15 protein-coding genes and 1 pseudogene are annotated in these 17,661 nt (G+C 33.7%); 12 read left to right on the plus strand and 4 right to left on the minus strand.

The window, feature by feature from the left end; translation table 11 throughout:
• The first annotated feature begins 93 nt into the window (after nucleotides 1-93).
• The 8 genes and pseudogenes from tnpB to OM075_RS22280 all read left to right on the plus strand — a co-directional run bounded on the left by tnpB (nucleotide 94) and on the right by OM075_RS22280 (nucleotide 6,434).
• Nucleotides 94-366, plus strand: a complete 273-nt coding sequence (gene tnpB, locus OM075_RS26140; RefSeq protein WP_363321644.1) for an IS66 family insertion sequence element accessory protein TnpB — start codon at nucleotides 94-96, stop codon at nucleotides 364-366.
• A 96-nt stretch (nucleotides 367-462) separates the two neighbouring features.
• Nucleotides 463-1,716, plus strand: a pseudogene (tnpC, locus tag OM075_RS22250) (IS66 family transposase); the annotation flags it as partial.
• 36 nt (nucleotides 1,717-1,752) lie between these two features.
• Nucleotides 1,753-1,884 (plus strand): transposase domain-containing protein, encoded by a 132-nt coding sequence (locus tag OM075_RS22255; protein WP_301192775.1) that lies wholly within the window; start codon nucleotides 1,753-1,755, stop codon nucleotides 1,882-1,884.
• Nucleotides 1,885-2,035: 151 nt separating this feature from the next.
• Entirely contained in the window at nucleotides 2,036-2,782 is a 747-nt protein-coding gene (locus OM075_RS22260) for a transposase (protein WP_301192764.1), read from the plus strand.
• A gap of 120 nt (nucleotides 2,783-2,902) precedes the next feature.
• Nucleotides 2,903-3,685: a glycerophosphodiester phosphodiesterase family protein gene (locus tag OM075_RS22265; protein ID WP_301192776.1), complete on the plus strand. Its 783-nt coding sequence runs from the start codon at nucleotides 2,903-2,905 to the stop codon at nucleotides 3,683-3,685.
• A gap of 273 nt (nucleotides 3,686-3,958) precedes the next feature.
• Complete coding sequence (locus tag OM075_RS22270) at nucleotides 3,959-5,047, plus strand: MFS transporter (RefSeq protein WP_301192765.1); 1,089 nt, start codon at nucleotides 3,959-3,961, stop codon at nucleotides 5,045-5,047.
• A gap of 6 nt (nucleotides 5,048-5,053) precedes the next feature.
• Nucleotides 5,054-6,142 carry an ROK family protein gene (locus OM075_RS22275; RefSeq protein ID WP_301192766.1) on the plus strand — a complete coding sequence of 363 codons (1,089 nt, stop codon included), beginning with the start codon at nucleotides 5,054-5,056 and terminating at the stop codon, nucleotides 6,140-6,142.
• Nucleotides 6,143-6,155: 13 nt separating this feature from the next.
• A complete protein-coding gene (locus OM075_RS22280; protein ID WP_301192767.1) occupies nucleotides 6,156-6,434 on the plus strand; it encodes a hypothetical protein in 279 nt (92 codons plus the stop codon).
• A gap of 172 nt (nucleotides 6,435-6,606) precedes the next feature.
• On the opposite strand, the gene OM075_RS22285 is transcribed toward OM075_RS22280, so the two are convergent.
• Nucleotides 6,607-7,746 (minus strand): ISAs1 family transposase, encoded by a 1,140-nt coding sequence (locus OM075_RS22285; RefSeq protein WP_301192768.1) that lies wholly within the window; start codon nucleotides 7,744-7,746, stop codon nucleotides 6,607-6,609.
• Nucleotides 7,747-8,042: 296 nt separating this feature from the next.
• Between OM075_RS22285 and OM075_RS22290 the strand changes: the two genes are divergently transcribed.
• The 4 genes from OM075_RS22290 (at nucleotide 8,043) to OM075_RS22300 (ending at nucleotide 9,617) form a co-directional block, all read left to right on the plus strand.
• Complete coding sequence (locus OM075_RS22290; protein WP_301192769.1) at nucleotides 8,043-8,321, plus strand: hypothetical protein; 279 nt, start codon at nucleotides 8,043-8,045, stop codon at nucleotides 8,319-8,321.
• Nucleotides 8,322-8,464: 143 nt separating this feature from the next.
• Nucleotides 8,465-9,271, plus strand: coding sequence for a hypothetical protein (locus OM075_RS22295; RefSeq protein ID WP_301192770.1), 807 nt, complete (start codon nucleotides 8,465-8,467; stop codon nucleotides 9,269-9,271).
• On the plus strand, nucleotides 9,268-9,447 hold the full coding sequence (locus tag OM075_RS26145) for a transposase (protein ID WP_363321643.1): 180 nt from the start codon (nucleotides 9,268-9,270) through the stop codon (nucleotides 9,445-9,447). Before OM075_RS22295 ends, OM075_RS26145 begins: the two co-directional genes overlap by 4 nt.
• A gap of 32 nt (nucleotides 9,448-9,479) precedes the next feature.
• A complete protein-coding gene (locus OM075_RS22300) occupies nucleotides 9,480-9,617 on the plus strand; it encodes a hypothetical protein (RefSeq protein WP_301192771.1) in 138 nt (45 codons plus the stop codon).
• Between the two features lie 518 nt (nucleotides 9,618-10,135).
• On the opposite strand, the gene OM075_RS22305 is transcribed toward OM075_RS22300, so the two are convergent.
• The 3 genes from OM075_RS22305 to OM075_RS22315 all read right to left on the minus strand — a co-directional run bounded on the left by OM075_RS22305 (nucleotide 10,136) and on the right by OM075_RS22315 (nucleotide 17,581).
• On the minus strand, nucleotides 10,136-13,222 hold the full coding sequence (locus OM075_RS22305; RefSeq protein WP_301192772.1) for a T9SS type A sorting domain-containing protein: 3,087 nt from the start codon (nucleotides 13,220-13,222) through the stop codon (nucleotides 10,136-10,138).
• Nucleotides 13,223-13,650: 428 nt separating this feature from the next.
• The gene (locus OM075_RS22310) at nucleotides 13,651-13,926 is read right to left on the minus strand and encodes a transposase (RefSeq protein WP_301192773.1); all 276 of its coding nucleotides are present in this window, start codon (nucleotides 13,924-13,926) and stop codon (nucleotides 13,651-13,653) included.
• Between the two features lie 220 nt (nucleotides 13,927-14,146).
• Nucleotides 14,147-17,581, minus strand: a complete 3,435-nt coding sequence (locus OM075_RS22315; protein ID WP_301192774.1) for an NACHT domain-containing protein — start codon at nucleotides 17,579-17,581, stop codon at nucleotides 14,147-14,149.
• Nucleotides 17,582-17,661: the final 80 nt, after the last annotated feature.

Consider the following 17,661-nt stretch of genomic DNA (forward strand, 5'->3'; position numbering starts at 1 on the left):
ATTAATGAACGTAACAATTAACGTTCAATTCTTAACAACAAGTGGTATACTTTTCGATTAATATGTGGACTCCTTTTTATTAATATATACAGCATTGTATCCGGAGAATTAAAGAGAAATCCGGTCAGTGGAGATGTTTTCATCTTTATTAACCGACCCCAAAATAAAGTCAAGCTGTTGCATTGGGAGGCCGGAGGATTTGTGCTCTATTACAAACGTCTGGAGTCCGGCACCTTTGACCTTCCCCGGATGAAAGAAGGCACAAAAGACTTACAGATAAAATGGTCCGATCTGGTAATGATGGTAGAGGGCATCAGGATGGAAAAATATTCGCTCAAAAAACGTTTTTCTTTTCCACAAGAATAAAGGTTATTTTTTATACGAATTTGTTATTGCACTTTTGTCACAGCAATGATCCAGGAAAAGGACATACAAAGACTAGTGCAGATATGTAATCAGCAGATGCAACAGATCCAATCGCAGGAGAAAAGCATTCGGCTGCTCGAAGAACAATTGGCTTATATGAAACGTATGTTGTTCGGTAAGAAAAGCGAACGTTTTATCGACCCGAACCAATTGTCGCTGGAACTTGGACAAGAGGAAACACTCCCGCAGGCACAGCCCGAACCAAAACAAGAATCGGTAAAAAAGAAAAACAAAAGAAGGCCGGTGCGCCAACCCATACCCAAGGATCTTCCCAGGGTGGTGGAAGTGATAGAGCCGGATAACTTGCAGGAAGGCTCAAAAAAGATTGGCGAGGAAATAACCGAGACCATGGAATATACACCCGGCGGGCTTTGGGTACGCCAGATTGTACGCCCTAAATACGCACTTCCAAAAGAAGCAGGCGTGGTTATTGCAGATATGCCATCTTTACCCATCCCCAAAGGAAATGCAGGAGCTTCTTTGCTGGCACACATTGCTGTAAGCAAGTTTGCCGACCATATCCCTTTTTATCGCCTGCAGGGCATCTTGAAAAGATCAAAAGTCACCATTGCAGAATCGACCATCAATAGTTGGGTAGCTGCCACTTTCAAGTTGATTTCTCCGCTTTACGACTGTCTGGTAAAACAAACCCTTGAGAGCGGATATGTTCAGGGAGATGAAACACCTATCCCGGTGTTGACCGATAAAAAACCAGGGGCGACTCATCAAGGTTACCACTGGGTGTACCACTCTCCCCAAAACAAAACCGTTTTTTTCGATTACAATGAAAGCCGGGGAAGAGCTGCGCCGGAAAATATCCTTAAAAACTTTAAGGGCACACTCCAAACTGATGGATATGTTGGTTACCTTGATATGAAAACCAACCACAAAATAGAACTTATCGCTTGTATGGCACATGCCAGACGTTACTTTGAAAAGGCTTCAGACAACGATCCTGACAGGGCAAACTACGCTTTGTCGAAAATACAAGCCTTATATGCCATAGAGCGTATAGCTGAAACAATGGACGACCAGCAACGCATGCTTTTGCGTTAGGAAAAGTCAGTACCTATACTTACAGAAATGAAGCAATGGCTATGGCACAAAGATAATTTGCATTTGCTACCTAAAAGTTATATTGGAAAGGCATTTACATATGCCCGAAACTTCTGGGAGAAATTATCCAAATATGTCCAAAACGGAAAATATCGTATTGACAATAATCTTGTAGAAAACACGATCCGTCCCGTAGCACTTGGAAGAAAAAACTATCTCTTTGCCGGATCTCATGAAGGAGCTAAGCGAGCGGCCGTCATCTATTCTTTTATGGGAACATGCAAACTAAACAACGTTGATCCATATGAATGGATGACTGATGTGCTGAACCGTCTCCCGGATCATAAAGCAAACAAACTTCATGAACTTTTGCCTACAAACTGGAAACCTGTAGGGCAATAGTTAACCAAAACCTTATTTTTTTTGGGAAAATTTGGTGTACTTGCTCGGACGGTTACGACAAAAGCAATTTACGAAGAAACGAGAAAAGGGGAGCCATGGAGCTAACCGAGAAAAAGAATTACAGAACGATAAAATCTCAATGGCAATAACGATGGTAAAAAGAGCCGTAAGCAAAGGAATAAAAGCGGATTATGTACTTATGGATAGCTGGTTCTTTTGTGAAGCCATTCTAACATCGGCATTATCATTAGGAATCAACATTATTGCAATGGCAAAGATGGGCAAAGCAAGATACAGCTTTAAAGGTTGTGACTATAGCACAAAGGAACTTGCACAATTGCTAAAGCAACGTAAGAAAGTGAAATGGGTCAAGGCTTTGAGCTTGTATTGCGCCGAGGTAGAAGTAGAATACAAAGGTGTTCCGTTAAAGCTGTATTTCTGCAAGACCAGCAAACGTGGTAAATGGCATCTACTGGTGTCTACTAATGTAAAGCTTGGAATTTTGAAGGCGTACGAAATATATAGCACCAGATGGAGTATTGAAGTATTTTTTAAAGAATCGAAAAACTACTTTAGTCTTGGTAAATCACAATCAAGAGACTTTGATGCCCAAATAGCTGATGTCTCTATAGCCATTATAGAATACAATGTTTTCAGTCTGGCTAAAAGGTTTGAAGCCTATGAAACAATAGGTGGCCTTTTTGCACACTCGAAAGATCAAGCAATGGAACTCACTATTTCATTGAGGATATGGGGCTTCATACTGGAATTACTGAGAATCATCTCCGATTTAATCGATAGTGATTTTAATGAGTTGATTATCAATATAATGAAAAACAAGCCCGAGGATAACAAAATCTTCAGGCTAATAGAATCGCAGCTTTCAGAAGCTGCTTAGAGACATGGGAAACTTAAATTATTAATTTTATCTTTTTCTTATTGCATTTCCACTAAGGATAAGACAGTTAGTCAAAGTGATTTACTATTATCATTACTTAATAGATCTGATTATAAAGGAATTTTTGTAGCAGCACACAGAGCCGATTGGCGAAATGCCCCTGAGAATTCTATTGAAGCAATTCAGAACTGTATTGAAATGGGAGTTGATATCGTAGAAATTGATGTTCGCATGACAAAAGATTCAGTTCTAGTTTTAATGCATGATGAAACTATAGATAGAACCACTACAGGAAGTGGCAAGCTTAGTAATTGTACCTACCCTAATTTAAGCTCATTATACCTTAAAAATGCGGATGGTATAACAACGGAATACAAAATACCAACATTCGAACAAGTGATGCTTGCTTGTAAAGGGAAAATACTTGTAAATGTAGATAAAAGCTTTGATCATATAGATTTAGTATATGACATTTTGAAAAAGACAAATACTATAAACCAAGCAATCCTAAAAGGCGATAAACCTTTAAATAAACTAATTGATCTATATGGCGACTTGTTAAAAGAAATTCATTACATGCCAATAGTTAGCATTAATACAGAAAGCCTAGATACTCACGTAGTTGAATTTATAACTAAATATAATCCAATTGCTTTTGAAGTAATTTATGATACTGATGATTCATATATGTTTAAAATTATTGAGGAAATCAAAAATAAGGGGATTAAGATATGGGTTAATACGCTTTGGGAGTCTTTATGTGGTAAACATACCGATGATATGGCGGTAGAAGATCCTGATGGCTCATGGGGCTGGGTAATAAATAATGGCGCAAATATATTACAAACAGACCGCCCTGCACTTATGCTAGATTATCTTAGGACTAAAGGATTACATAAATAATATCAAATCACAATCTATTATATTAGGTAACAGAAGCCTCTTTCTAATATAGCGGATTGTAAGAAGGCTTCTTTATAACACATACAACAAGTCACATATTTTTGTGAATAAATCAATTTATTCGCACTTTCATTATAATACGATTTGATTTATAAATAAATACTTAATGCCCTTACCCAAAGGAAAATACATTTTTAATATATATACTAATAAAATATAAGAAAGAGTTTGAATTATAAACATCTATTACCAGTATTATTTTCATTTTTCGTAATGAGTTTTGTTGATCTGGTAGGAATAGGCGTAGATCGTATAAAAGATGACTTTGAATTAAGCGCAATGCTTGCCCAGCTTATTCCAGCTGTAGCTTTTTTTTGGTTCTTTGCCTTATCTGTTCCAATTGGAGTTTTACAAGCAAAGTATGGCAAGAAAACCCTTCTTAACGTTGGGGCATTCATTACAGGAATTGGCCTAATATTACCATTTGTCATTTATTCCTTTGGTACTGTATTAATTGGTTTTGCATTCTTAGGTATTGGTAATACAATAGTACAAGTATCAGCAAATCCTCTTTTAGTGGAAGTTGTGCCCAATAATAAAACATCAAGCTTTTTAAGTTTTTCCCAGTTTGTTAAAGCGATAGGCTCTATGTTAGGTGCACCTTTAGCTGCCTTTTTTACAGCCCAATATGGGGATTGGAAAATTCTATTTTTAACATTTGGAGTAACTTCATTACTAACAGTGTTATGGCTATCTACAACTAAAATTCAAGAGTCCAAAAATCAGGAATCTACCGTTTCATTACTTTCTAGTTTTAAATTACTTAATAATGGTTATATCCTTTCAATGGTCTTATGTATTTTTTTAGTTGTTGGTATTGATGTTGGCTATAATTCTTTCTCTGGGCAATATTTTATAAATAACCTTGGCTTGGGACAAATCACTGCAGAAAATGGAAGAAGTATATATTTCTTAGGACGTATGATAGGCGCTTTTTTAGGGTCTATTTTATTAACAAAAATAGCTTCGCGAATTTTTTTGGTAGGTACCACAATAATAAGCTTAGCTTTTTTACTTTTAATTTTGATAATGGGGCCTGTTTCAGCATTGGTTTTAACATTTCTTATAGGGTTAAGTGTAGCCAATATCTTTCCTCTAGTTTTTTCTTTATCTGTTCAAAAATATCCAGAACGTTCAAGTGAAATATCTGGGCTCATGATGATGGCCGTATCTGGAGGAGCAGTAATCCCATTTATTATGGGAGCAATAAGTGATCTTTCCAATACTTTATTTGGGATGTTAATACTTGCCATTTGTACCTCAATAATTTTAGCTCTTGTTTTATCAAATATTAAAAAATAGGCATGCATGGAAATATATACTGCATCAAGAGTAGTGTTAACTCTTGATGCAGGGGGAACAAATTTTGTATTTAATGCGATTTGTGGGGGACTGGAACTAATTACTCCAATAAATACTCCTTCTTTTGGCGATGATTTAGCAAAGTGTCTGAAGACAATTATTGAAGGCTTTGAAAGTGTAATTTTAAAATTAAAAAGTAAACCTGTTGCTATAAGTTTTGCTTTTCCAGGCCCTGCAGATTACGATAATGGAATTATAGGTGATTTACAAAATTTATCCGGATTTAAAGGAGGAGTCGCATTAGGCCCAATGTTAGAAAGCTATTTTAAAATCCCAGTTTTTATACAAAATGATGGAAACTTATATGCATATGGAGAAGCTAAAGCTGGTTTTTTACAAGAAGTAAATAAGGTAAGTAAAAAACAATTTAAAAATTTAATTGGTATAACGTTAGGTACAGGTTTTGGAGCAGGCTTTGTGGCAAATGAAAAATTGCTTTGTGGCAATAATAATATTGGAGGAGAAGTATGGTTACTTAGTAATGGTATTTCTCAAAGAAATTATATAGAGGAAGAAGTTAGTACTCGTGCAATTATAAATAATTACTGTAAATATGCAGGTATAAATGACACGCAACTTTTTCCAAAAGATATATATGATATTGCAGAAGGTTTAATACCTGGGAATAGAGAAGCTGCTTATAAGGCCTTTGTACGATTTGGAACGCATTTCGGAGATGCATTAGCAAATCTTATCACTTTATTTGATAGCCTTGTTGTTATTGGAGGTGGGCTTACTGGAGCAAAAAAGTACTATATGCCAGCGGTAATGGATATTATTAAAGGTAAATTTCTAAATGGACAAAATAGATTAATTCACAAAGTTTACTGTCTTGATAATAAAAATGACTATCAAGATTTTTTTTCCAAAACAGTGAAAAATATAACAATTCCTTATTCAAAAGAAATTATAGAGTATGAGCAATTACCCAAAATAGGTATTGGTACTAGTAAGTTAGGCGCAAGTCATGCAATAGCATTAGGCGCATATGCCTATGCATTAGATAATTTGAATAATAGAACAATTAAATATTAAAATGCAAATATTTATGAATCGTATCATCTTATTATCAATATTAATTACTACTGTATATTGGTGTCATGACGGGCAAGATCCTCTTTATAAGTCTAAAGCATTTACAATTTATAAAGATGCAATTAAACAAGGAGAGTATAGTTCCCGGGTTGTATCTCCACAAAATATAGTATCAAACTATAAAAGTATAACACATGAAAATTATTCAAATTTAATAAGATTCCGTTTTAGTGGGTATTTCCTCAACGAGGTATTAACAAGTGGTATTATTGGGGAAATTCGAACATGTTAAAAATTAGATTAAAAGAGGGAGAAAACCTATTAAAGCTAGTCCTTGAAAATTGGAATATCAATATGGATGAAGAGATTAATGAAGCTTTGCTTGATTATATTCGAGTTATAAAACTATAGAATAATTATCTATTACATTTTAAAAAGGCTATTAATAGCCAGGGAAATCGCTTTTAACAATTTAATATTCTCTCTCTATATTTGTCGTCCAAAGCAGCAGTTAATCTCTTAACAGGCTTAGAGAGTTTTCGTGATTTTTCCCTCTCTAGCATAGCTAATGCCAGCTTTAAAATAATATTGTAGTTAATGGCTGAGTTTCCTTTCTTTTTTAAAGAATAATCTTCTTTAAAAAGAAAGTCTAAAGACCAATGCAAATTATTTTCAATTGTCCAATGTTGCCTGATAATCTGATTGAATTGCTCTGCACTTTGATTAAGTGAACTGATATAATATCTGGTTTCTACCGATGTTTTATCAGTTGCTTTATCATGTCTTTCGGCATCAATTCGAATGATACTATTGAGTCCTTGCCAATTTTCTTTGTCATCAAAGAATTGTAAATCAGTTATTACATGACAAGCCCGGTTTTCAATTCGCCCATGGCCAAAGTCTACTTGTGTTTGGGTGGAAGAGATTTGTCCTATTTTGAAGAGTTTCTCAACTTGCTCTTTTAAATTACCCTGATTGCCTTTTACCATTAAGAGATAGTTGGCTTTATTTTTCAGGATGGTTTCGGCAATTTCCGTTTGGCATCCCATGGCGTCAATTGTAACAATACATCCTTTTAAATCAAATATCTTAAGCAGTTCGGGGATAGCTGTAATCTCGTTACTTTTCTCATCTACAATCTTTTGCCCTAAGCATAAACGGCTTTCTGAAGCATAGGCCGAAACAACATGAAAAGCCGATTTGAAATTACTTTTAGAACCTGATCTACAAATTGTTTTCCCATCAATAGCAACAACTTGGCCCATAATATGTTTTGAAAGGATATTTATCCAATTGACGAAGCACTGTGAAAATTTTTCATGATTTAATCGGGCAAAAACTTTTCCTAAAACATCATGCGATGGAACACCATTGTTAAAAGGAAAAAATTTTCTGAGCCAATCCAATTTGCTATTGCCAAACTCTTGAATCATTGTCCAATTGTCAGCACCACTTATAACAGCAGAGATTGTTAAAAATAGAATTTCTTGTAATGGATAGAAAAAATTGCCTTTATTAGTTCTTCGAGAATCGGTCAATGTTGAAAAGTGTGATTTAAAAGATATATTACGTTCAGTATTGTTTTGCGCCTTGAAATTTTTCATTTTTTTGACGCATAGTCATTTTCAACTACTTGCAAAGATACTAGGATTATTAGAATCACACACTTAAATTACTACTTTTAAAAGCGATTTCCCTGTATTAATAGCCAAGCATTTTGCCCAGAGTTATTGCAGGTTTCATCTGGGCATTATGCTTTATTCAAAACACCATAATCTCTTACCTAATAAAACATATAACTACACTTATTGGGAAATACCTAATTAAGAGGTATCTTTAAATTAACTACTATAATAAGCGTACCAATTTATACGAAAAATACAATTTTAACATTTCAGAGATGAAAACCATAGTAAGCTATAAGATAATACCGGTATATAGGATAATACTTGAGTGTTTAAAAGGGCCAGTAAAACCTGAAGAGGTTGTAACTCTTAAATTGGATGAGTTTGCAGATAAGAATTTTGACATAAACTACAATGTAATTTGTGATATTAGGGAGATGAATACTATTCTTTCCAAGTCGAAAATAGATGAATCAAAGAATTTATTTGAATTTTTCAATAATTGTGGCTTAATATCTAACAATAGTTCGTTAAAGTATAGTATAAAATACTGAATATCAGCTAAATAAACAGTCTAACTACTTGTTTAATCCCTTGATAATCAGTATCTTAATAAAGAATTTCGACAACTTTATTAAGGGTGACTATCAAGGGTAATAATATTTATAAAACACACATAGAGAGCGTGTTATTAAGAATGTCAAATATCCATAATTGGAGAAAAGAGTTTGTAACAGAGACTCTTATCCTATTTTTATGCATCAAAGGACGCATTAACTTTCTACAGTTAGGTCGCTTTGGTGAGCATAAGGAGCAAAGATACCGACAACAATTTGAAAAACCATTTGACTTTCTGACTTTCAACAATGAATTAACGCTTTCTCATGGGAGCGGTCGATATGCCATTGCTTTTGACCCTTCATATATTAGTAAAGCAGGTAAGCATACACCTGGTATTGGCTATTTTTGGTCTGGGTGTGCTAATCGTACCAAGTGGGGACTTGAAATTGGAGGTTTAGCCGCAATTGATATTGATAACCATACAGCATTTCATTTAGAAGCTATCCAGACCTTGGCTGATAAGGAGCAATCACTATCAGGCTGGTATGCAGATGTGATTTCAAAGCGCAAAACACAACTGCTTGAGCTATCAAATAATTTAGTGGCGGACGCATGGTTTGCAAAACGTTCGTTTGTTGATCGTGTAATAAAGACCGATATGCATTTAATAAGCAGGCTGAGAGATGATGCAGATTTACTTCATTTACATCAGGGAAAGCCTACCGGAAAACGTGGGAGGCCTAAAAAGTACGATGGAAAAGTTGATAACACAAATGTTGATATAAACCGCTTTACACTAATATCAAAAGAGGATCAAGCAACAATTCATAGTGCCATTGTGTATTCTAAATCCTTAAAAAGAAATATAAAGGTTGTACACTTTATTGTAATGAGAATGGAAAACAAAACCATAAACTGTATTTTTCAACTGATACAAACATGACTGCTTCTGATATTTTGAAATATTATCAAAGCCGTTTTCAGATTGAATTTCTTTATCGGGATGGAAAGCAACACACAGGCTTAAATGATTGTCAAGCCAGAAGTGAAAATAAACTAAATTTTCACTTTAATGCTTCTTTGACAGCAATCAATCGGCCAAGATTTTACATTGGTTAAGCATTCCAAAAGAGCACAGAAAATCATTTTCAATGACAGATATTAAAACAATAAATCACAATGCCTTACAGCTTAATCTATTTTTTGAAAAGTTTGGCATTAATCCATACTTGCCTAAAAATAAAAAGAAGGCTAGAGAACTATTGTATTACGGCACTATTGCTGCTTAAAAGTTTAACGAAGTATTGATCTAAGGTAGCATTAATAACAAGTAAGCCAAACCAAGTTACTCTAACAAATATGCTTAAAATGGTGGCAGACGGACCTTATAAATTTAAGCTTGAGCCTTTCTCAACATTAAGTGCAGCCTTAAAATACGTTGGTTGCCCAGAAGAAATAGAGGGTATTATCAACGCTGGATTCAAGGACCTAAGTAATAATACTATCAAGTACCCTTTCAACAATAAGTGAAAAATATATAATTATTATAGAGATATTTATTCCACAATCTCATTGCTTGAGTAAAATACACTTCTTGTCAATCAATATATTTTACTTCTATTTCTTTGAGAACAAGTTCTGAATTCTCTTTCTCAAAACATCAACCTCAAAAGTATATTGCATATAAATTCTTCGAATTTTTATACTAGTATATCTGTGATATATAATCAACAAAGATGGGTTCACTTACGATTAGGGTGTCTAACTAATGTCAGACACCCTAATTGCTTAATTTTATAAGATAAACCTATTCAATAATAATTCGTTTTGTAATTTTCTCATTTGAACTATTGATTGTTAGTATATAAATTCCTCTATTTAGTCCGGATAGATTTATTGTACTTTTTCCTTTAAGATCATTTTTATGAAGTACAATAATCCCTGTAATATCAAAAATATCTATTGTATAATTTTCAATGGAAGTTTCAATATTTACAATATCATCAGCTGGATTTGGATATATTTTCACTATTTCCAGTTCTGAGGGAACAGTTAGCAATGCTGATTTAAGCGAGGATGTAGTAACAGGTTCTAGTATCCATTTAGCACTACTCCAATTTGTATCTATCAAACCATGCTGTGCATTACCTGTTAAATCTTCAATATGAATATAATCAGAGCTTTGCCATTTATTTCGGAACCTCACTTTTCCGTCTCCAGCATCCTCTAGATCCCATTGTGAACTGTGCCATCCAGAATTTCGTGATGTACATTGAATGCTACCCGATAAATTCTCAATATGTAGATATTCATTAGTTGAAACATTTCGTAATTCACTATAAACACCATCAATTTCTTCGATAACCCACTCATAATTTTCTCCTGGATCTTCAGGAAGAGACTCATATGCTGCATTATCTCCGCCATCAAATAAATAAGTCCCTTTCCATGAGTTCTTTATTCGATAATGAATCTCCCCCGGATCAATAGTTAGTCCGTTTGCTTCACGCATCAACATAAAGAAATGGTCAGGGCGGACAACTTCATAATCTGATCCAAGTGAATTTGCAACATTCTTAAAAGTTGTAGGTGTTGCATTTTGCCATGGCTGACATTGAACTATTATAAATCGAGGCTCTGATCCATCCCAACCAGTAGCATTGGCACTAATTGAACTTGACATTGTTGTTTCATCCCAACAATAATTACAAGCTAACCCTGTACCTGGTAAGCTATTATTATAAATAGTTAAACCGTCAGATGTATTTTGAGAGGTTAGCCCAAGAATTGAAGGGGCATATTCAGCAAAAGTTTCGCCAACATTTTGATCTATTCCTCCAGTAAGCGTATTCCATATTGTCACTACCCGTAAACCTGCACGGCGGGTATAATCTTCTGTTCTAGCAACAAAATCATCTAGCTCACTTTCTTCAGAAATATCGTTTGGATAGGCATATGAAATTCCTGAAGGGCCAGAAATTAGATTGTCATTATCAGTAGCTGTTTGCCAGTAGTAATTTAAAGCACCAGGCATTGCATCTAACATAGATGGAGATACAGTCCATCCCAAAGGAACAGATCCGCGGTCTGAATTACTCCAAAGTTTACGCATCAAATGTTCAACATACTGAAGGTTGTCTCCATCGCTTAAAATAAATGCCACATAAATTTTATTTTGCAATTCAGGCTTTGGAGGAGTAGCTTTTACTTTTACCTCTCTTGAAGTACCACTGTGTAATGTTAAATTAGTACACCAATCACTTGCAATTGTTCCAACACCGTATTCAGAACCACGTGATACTCCTGCCTCTTCAGCTGGCCACCACCCCATGAAATTAGCGCCAGTTGGCATCTCCGATAAAAAGCTATTCAATAATGCACTTTCCTCTGAAATTTCAGGATCTAACCAAATCACAGCAGATCCAGTTGCAACAGCATATTCTCTTAAAGCCGATTTATGTTCTGCTGGATTTAAACCAATAAGCAGGCGTTGATCTGTATTTGACCAATAATCATTATAAAGTGTTTGATATACATCAATCTTACTGCTAAATTGTCCTCTTAAATCAGCTAATACTGGAAGGTTATATGGGAAAGCACCTAATTTTGCCGCTAATGTAGGTGATGCAATTAAGGCATTTAAGCCTTTTGCCATTGTGGTAGCTAAATTTACAGTATGTATCTCAGCTGGATCATAAATAATTACACCTGATATTTCGCCTAAATATTTGGATACTAAATCCCAGGCATCCGAATATTCATCCCAATCCAAATCCAAAGACTCAAACCATGTGTATGCCCCTTCAGCCAAAGCGTCACCTTCATAAGAAAAAAGTCGAGGTTGCGTCTGGTTTATAATGCCTTTTAACGAGGCGAATAAGTATAATTCATCAGTATTATTATTATTTACCTGAATTCCAACCCAATCAACTTTTGTATAAGAATATCCTTTCCAATATACACGTAATTCAATCTTCTGATTTACTTCCTCTAAATTAAAAGGCAATGTAAAATTACAATATTCCCCTGCTACAGGAAAATCCCAACGGGTAACAGTTGTGGAAGCCAAGGTTTCGCCTGTTGTTGAATTTCGCACATCAATATCAACAATATCATCATCATTTGCAGTATTATTATCAACCTTCATTCTGAATACTGCTACATTGTCTCCAACAGGTACATCCTTTGCATAGGGGCCATAGATCATATGTTGAGGAGAATCTGATGCTGTAAGGCAAAGCCAACCATCACCATCTAAACTACCTGTATTATGTCCAAATGAGGAACCTTCTGCCTCCCAAATCATTGCCTCCTGCACTCCAACCCAATCAACTTTTGTGTATGCACCTCCTCGCCAATATACTCTCAATTCTATCGATTGCCCTGCTGCTGGTAAATTAAATCCTAACAAAAAATCATGGTATGTTCCGGCTGTAGGAAATTGTTGACGAGTGATCGTCTCTGAAGCAAGTGTTTCCCCTGTTGTAGCATTTCGCACATCAATGTCAACAATAGGATCATTATTTGCAGTATTGTTATCAACTTTTATTCGAAAAATAGCCATATTATCCCCGGCCGATACATTTGTAGCATACGGGCCATAAACCATATACTGATTTTCGGTATCAACTCCAACTTGACAAAGCCAACCATCATCGTCTAAATGCCCAGTATTATGCCCTAACGACGAACCTTCTGCCTCCCAGGTAATCGGAGTAACACTTCCTTCATCTCCACGAATATAAAATAAATCCTGCGTTTGTGCGGGAGATGAAAAAGAAGGTAGTATCTGATCAGCAGGCCATGATATTTGAGCATAAAAAGAATTAAAGCTCAAAAAATAGATAAAAACAAAAAGCACATTCCGGGTACTTTTTATAAATGAATTTTTCATATTCAGAATAATTTTAAGGTTTTTACTTCGTTAAACATCTTAACGATAAAAGATTATTTCATCTACTTAATTTAAGGTTTGAAATAGCTATTTCCCAGTTAGTGATTTCAAATTAAGATGGAAAGATTTTGTTAATGCATTAAACAAATGTTAAAAGTAGTTATACAAGGTTAATATTTGGGTTAAAATAAGATTAAAAGCTGTTTTTTTTTATTAATCTCTATCATTACCCATTCCCCTTTACTAATACTATTCCCTAAGTTTCTTTATAAATCTTAGAGATTATAGCCTCACTCTTAAATAACGGCCATGTACTAATATCAAGGGTGCGATGTAAGAAAATAATTAAAATAGAGTTAACTAGCTATGAGTTGGCTCTGTTTCATATTTTATGGAATGCTTTTGGGGTGCCAATAATCCAAATATTCTTACTGGATCATTGGGTTATAAGTACCTTGACGATCGCGAGGAACCTTGATCTGTAACTCTCCATACATCGTTCTGATTTTCTTCGAAGTATGACCATTTCTTGCATTCCCAGAGTCTGAGGTAGCATGTTTTTCGTAGCCGACATGAGCATCTAATTCGCCTTCAAGAATCTGCTCAACGCCGCTTTTTTGAAGTTGGTGAAGAAAATCATTGAGTTCTTCTCCATTCTTAAAATGCTTAAGAAAGTCACTGTTTAATAGATCTTCTTTTTTCATAAGTATACTATCTGTTTAAAAATAAATAAAATAACTAAGGTTTGCATCCTGATATTTTAAACACATAGTATATCGTCCGCTGTCGCGGGGACTCCTCAAAATCAATTACTAAATAGTGAAAAACTATTCAGTAATTAATTTTCGAGGTATAATTTTACTATTTACACACTTTATGTGATAGTACTTTATACAATGTTAGCGGTTCGGTGTTTTCATTTGTTTAGTAATAAAAATCGTATAAAATATCTTTTAAGCGTACTGTTTTATTTGAAACGATATCGTATCCAAAGTCATTTTTAAAATCTGTTATTTTATTTTTCCATATAGTGACATCTTCGTCTAGCATATTAACTTGTGATAGTAAGTTGTAATAAGATATTTTTTCGCTGAATGTACTGCTAGACATTAGAAGTCCCTTAATAGCTGAACTAAAATCTTTATCTCTTTTCAAGCGCTCAATCATTGGGACGAAGAAAAACCTATGATATCTTTTAAATTCACCACTATTTGTAGATACTCCCTTAATAAATTCAGTCAAATTATCTACACTTCGGAATAAAAACTTGAGACTGAAACCTACATAATTATCTACTAAAATTTGATGTTCAACTATGTCATCAAATATCTTTTTTAGAACTGGTTCTTCATGCCAGCCACTACATAAAGCCATAATTCTTCCTACATCATAAACACCCTTAACCTTACAAACTTCCTTATAAACTTGGGGGTCATTATTAAAATTTGCACCTAATAGTCTACCTGCAAGAATTACATTATAATTATTTCTATTGTTATCATTGGCAGTAATAAATCTTAATAAGATATCTCTTAAAATGGGACTTTGAGGTGTTGTTCTGTTAAGAAAACTGATTAACGAACTGTTTTTAATTGTTGTGGAATTATTGGATATAAATTCCATTATATGACTGTAAGTTGGAGAGGATTTTACAGAATGCCTTGCAAAGAATCCCCAAATATCCTCAGCATTTTTTTTGAATTTTAGATTGTCGACAATAAATTCAAAATCTTTTCCTGCAAAAGAAATCAGGTAGTCGAAATTATTGATGATTGATTTAATCATTAGCCCACTTGAAGACTTTCTGAAATCTTGCTCACCAAAAATATCAAGCTTTCTTGATTTGTCTTTGGGATTATCATCACTTTCTATTGTAAAATATTCATCGAGTTTTCTTAAAATCAAATATCCTGCAAAAGCAATATTTCTCTTTACTTCATAGTCAAAACCTCTTGCGAAAACTATCGGTTTACTAAGCTCTAAGATTCTATCTGTTTTAGTTTCTTTAATATGATTAAATAAACAAATTGCCATATCTCCCATTATTTCTTCTTCAGCCTCTTCTTCAAAATTGCTTAAAACAGATTCAATTTTACTTGGTAGTATAGATAAATTTGCAAAAGACTCTATAATTAGTGACCTTAACTCTTTTGTCAAAGGAATTGATTTCTCTAGTAACTTTTCTTCTTCTTTTATTAACTCTGGAAAATACTGAACAGCAAGGTTGTATAAACTATTATCATTTTGTATTCTCTCCAATATATATGATTGAACAATCGTGTTTAAAGGAAAATTCTTTACAATTGTATCTAGTGCGGAATAATATTGCCCCCAAATGTCTTTAGGGAATGAGTCTAGTTCATTAATAAGTGTTTTTAAAATATTATTTTCAAAGTATTCTTTATCCAGTTCAATGAGAGCAGAAATAGACCTTTCCCTAAAAGTTATTTTTTTATCAAAAAGAATTTCTTCTAGGATTTTTATAGCTTCTTCTTTTTCGCTACTATCAAAAACTTTTGATATATAATGAGCGGATGCAGATGTTTTTTTTGTTTCAATTGTTCTAAAATACTCTTTGAGTTTTTCTTTGACTGACTCATCATCAGCCCAGCCTTGCAATAAAGCCATTACATTCCAGTGAGAAACTCCTGTCTTCGGTAAATCTTCAAGGAGTATCTTTTTTGCTTTTTCTGAATGAATGAAAATACTTACAAATGCAACTTCAGGGTCTACAAAACTGTACTTTTCCAATCGCTTGTCTAACCATTTTTCAACAGAAGGAACCAACTCTTCCTTATCTTTAAAATAATAAAGTAAGTTTTGAAACATTTCATGATTATCAGCAGAAATGAAAGGAAATTCTTCATTCTCAAACTGTATTTTAATAAGATTAATTACATCTATGTCCTCATTAAATGAATGAAAAAGAACCTTCCAAGCAATTCCACTATCAATAGTAGTTTCTTCTTCATTATAAAATCCCTTTCTATCAATCGATTTAATTAATATTTTTTTCAGATTACTACTTTGATTAAATCCATCTATCAATAACTCAATCGACTCTTGTTTTAGCTGGTAAGGCAATTGATTTACAATTGGGATTAGCTGTTCCAAATCATCTTGAGTATGTCGTTTTGTAAAAATTTTATACTTAAATAAGTAAAGCTGAATAATTGGGACATCAGCAACAACAGACTTAACAAGGTCATCTCTTTCTTGCTCTGTGATGTCGTTTGTTATAATACTATTAATAGCAAAGGCTAAAATATCTGGATTTGAGCAATTATGAATTATATCTTTAATAAAACTAAAAACTTCTCCATTTTTTATGTGCTTTTTGAATGCATAAGAAGCATCATATCGTATCTCTATTGTCCCATTGATTAACGCTTTTTTTAGAAATCCAATTTGACTTGTGTTTAACTTATCAGAATATCTTAGAGAGTTAACTCGATAATCTCTATACTTATACTGGTAGGGAAAAAATTGAATTAAAAAATCCACAACCTTTTCTTTTAATCTTCCAGTTTGAAGAGCAATAATAATTAGTTTAAGTAAAGCTTCTTTATATGAAGGGTCGGTTTCAAAGACGAATTCATTAATGATTGAATCAAAAGCTACATTCATAACTCCTGTCGGTGCATTGTCTAAGTCAATTGCGACCTCATGTGAAATTAATTTAAGATAATCCTCTTGACATTTTTCGTGAGATGCCCCTTTTAATGCTTCAAAATGGTTATTGTACTTTTTAACCTGTTTTAATTGCATTAAACTAAATAAGCTTATTATTACTTGGTGAAAAGCTGGATTAGCTCCATACTGATTTATAAACTGGTTTACTGTTTCTTCATCAGACTCATATAGATATTGAGCTGCTAAAAACTCCTGAAATTGTTTATGTCCAAAAGAAATTTCATCATTTGATTTTTCAATTATTATTCCATAATTATTAGCACCAAGCTCAATCAATTCTTGACTACGAACCTTGGCTCTTGCTTCATCATAACCTGCATAAAGAACTAGATACTGCTTTATTATCTTCTGAGCATCACATTTTAAGATTACACCGTCATTACTTTCTTTTTGAATGTAAATTGCTAGTTCGCAGAAAATATCTTTAAAATCTACTTCTATTATTCTTTCTTGAACAATCCCTGCGTCAGTTATACGTTTTACGGGATGCTTTTTTATTAAATATTGAGTTATTTCTTTAAGTGCCTCTAGCTTGTTTTTAGGCAATACCGAATCTTGCATCTTTTGTATTATCAAAATACTTAACAACAAAGGTATTTCAGCTAGTTTTTTTAAATCTCCTGATTGTTCTAATTCTTTTATGAAATTATCTTCAGTACATGACAAAACTATAAATAATTGAAAATCAATGATTTAAAAGGTGAATTTTCTTGTTTAAAACCTTGATATTCAGTATCTTACAAAAG

The sequence above is a fragment of the Plebeiibacterium sediminum genome (assembly GCF_026013605.1).
GTDB lineage: Bacteria > Bacteroidota > Bacteroidia > Bacteroidales > Marinilabiliaceae > Saccharicrinis > Saccharicrinis sediminus.

What these genes read in the sequence shown, in the direction of transcription:
- OM075_RS22260 (WP_301192764.1), top strand. Translation starts at nt 2,036, where the DNA reads ATGGTAAAAAGAGCCGTAAGCAAAGGAATAAAAGCGGATTATGTACTT.
- OM075_RS22255 (WP_301192775.1), top strand. Translation starts at nt 1,753, where the DNA reads ATGGGAACATGCAAACTAAACAACGTTGATCCATATGAATGGATGACT.
- OM075_RS22305 (WP_301192772.1), bottom strand. Translation starts at nt 13,222, where the DNA reads ATGAAAAATTCATTTATAAAAAGTACCCGGAATGTGCTTTTTGTTTTT.
- OM075_RS22280 (WP_301192767.1), top strand. Translation starts at nt 6,156, where the DNA reads ATGAATCGTATCATCTTATTATCAATATTAATTACTACTGTATATTGG.
- OM075_RS22270 (WP_301192765.1), top strand. Translation starts at nt 3,959, where the DNA reads ATGAGTTTTGTTGATCTGGTAGGAATAGGCGTAGATCGTATAAAAGAT.
- OM075_RS22275 (WP_301192766.1), top strand. Translation starts at nt 5,054, where the DNA reads ATGGAAATATATACTGCATCAAGAGTAGTGTTAACTCTTGATGCAGGG.
- OM075_RS22285 (WP_301192768.1), bottom strand. Translation starts at nt 7,746, where the DNA reads ATGAAAAATTTCAAGGCGCAAAACAATACTGAACGTAATATATCTTTT.
- OM075_RS22290 (WP_301192769.1), top strand. Translation starts at nt 8,043, where the DNA reads ATGAAAACCATAGTAAGCTATAAGATAATACCGGTATATAGGATAATA.
- OM075_RS22300 (WP_301192771.1), top strand. Translation starts at nt 9,480, where the DNA reads ATGACAGATATTAAAACAATAAATCACAATGCCTTACAGCTTAATCTA.
- OM075_RS22310 (WP_301192773.1), bottom strand. Translation starts at nt 13,926, where the DNA reads ATGAAAAAAGAAGATCTATTAAACAGTGACTTTCTTAAGCATTTTAAG.
- OM075_RS26145 (WP_363321643.1), top strand. Translation starts at nt 9,268, where the DNA reads ATGACTGCTTCTGATATTTTGAAATATTATCAAAGCCGTTTTCAGATT.
- OM075_RS22295 (WP_301192770.1), top strand. Translation starts at nt 8,465, where the DNA reads ATGTCAAATATCCATAATTGGAGAAAAGAGTTTGTAACAGAGACTCTT.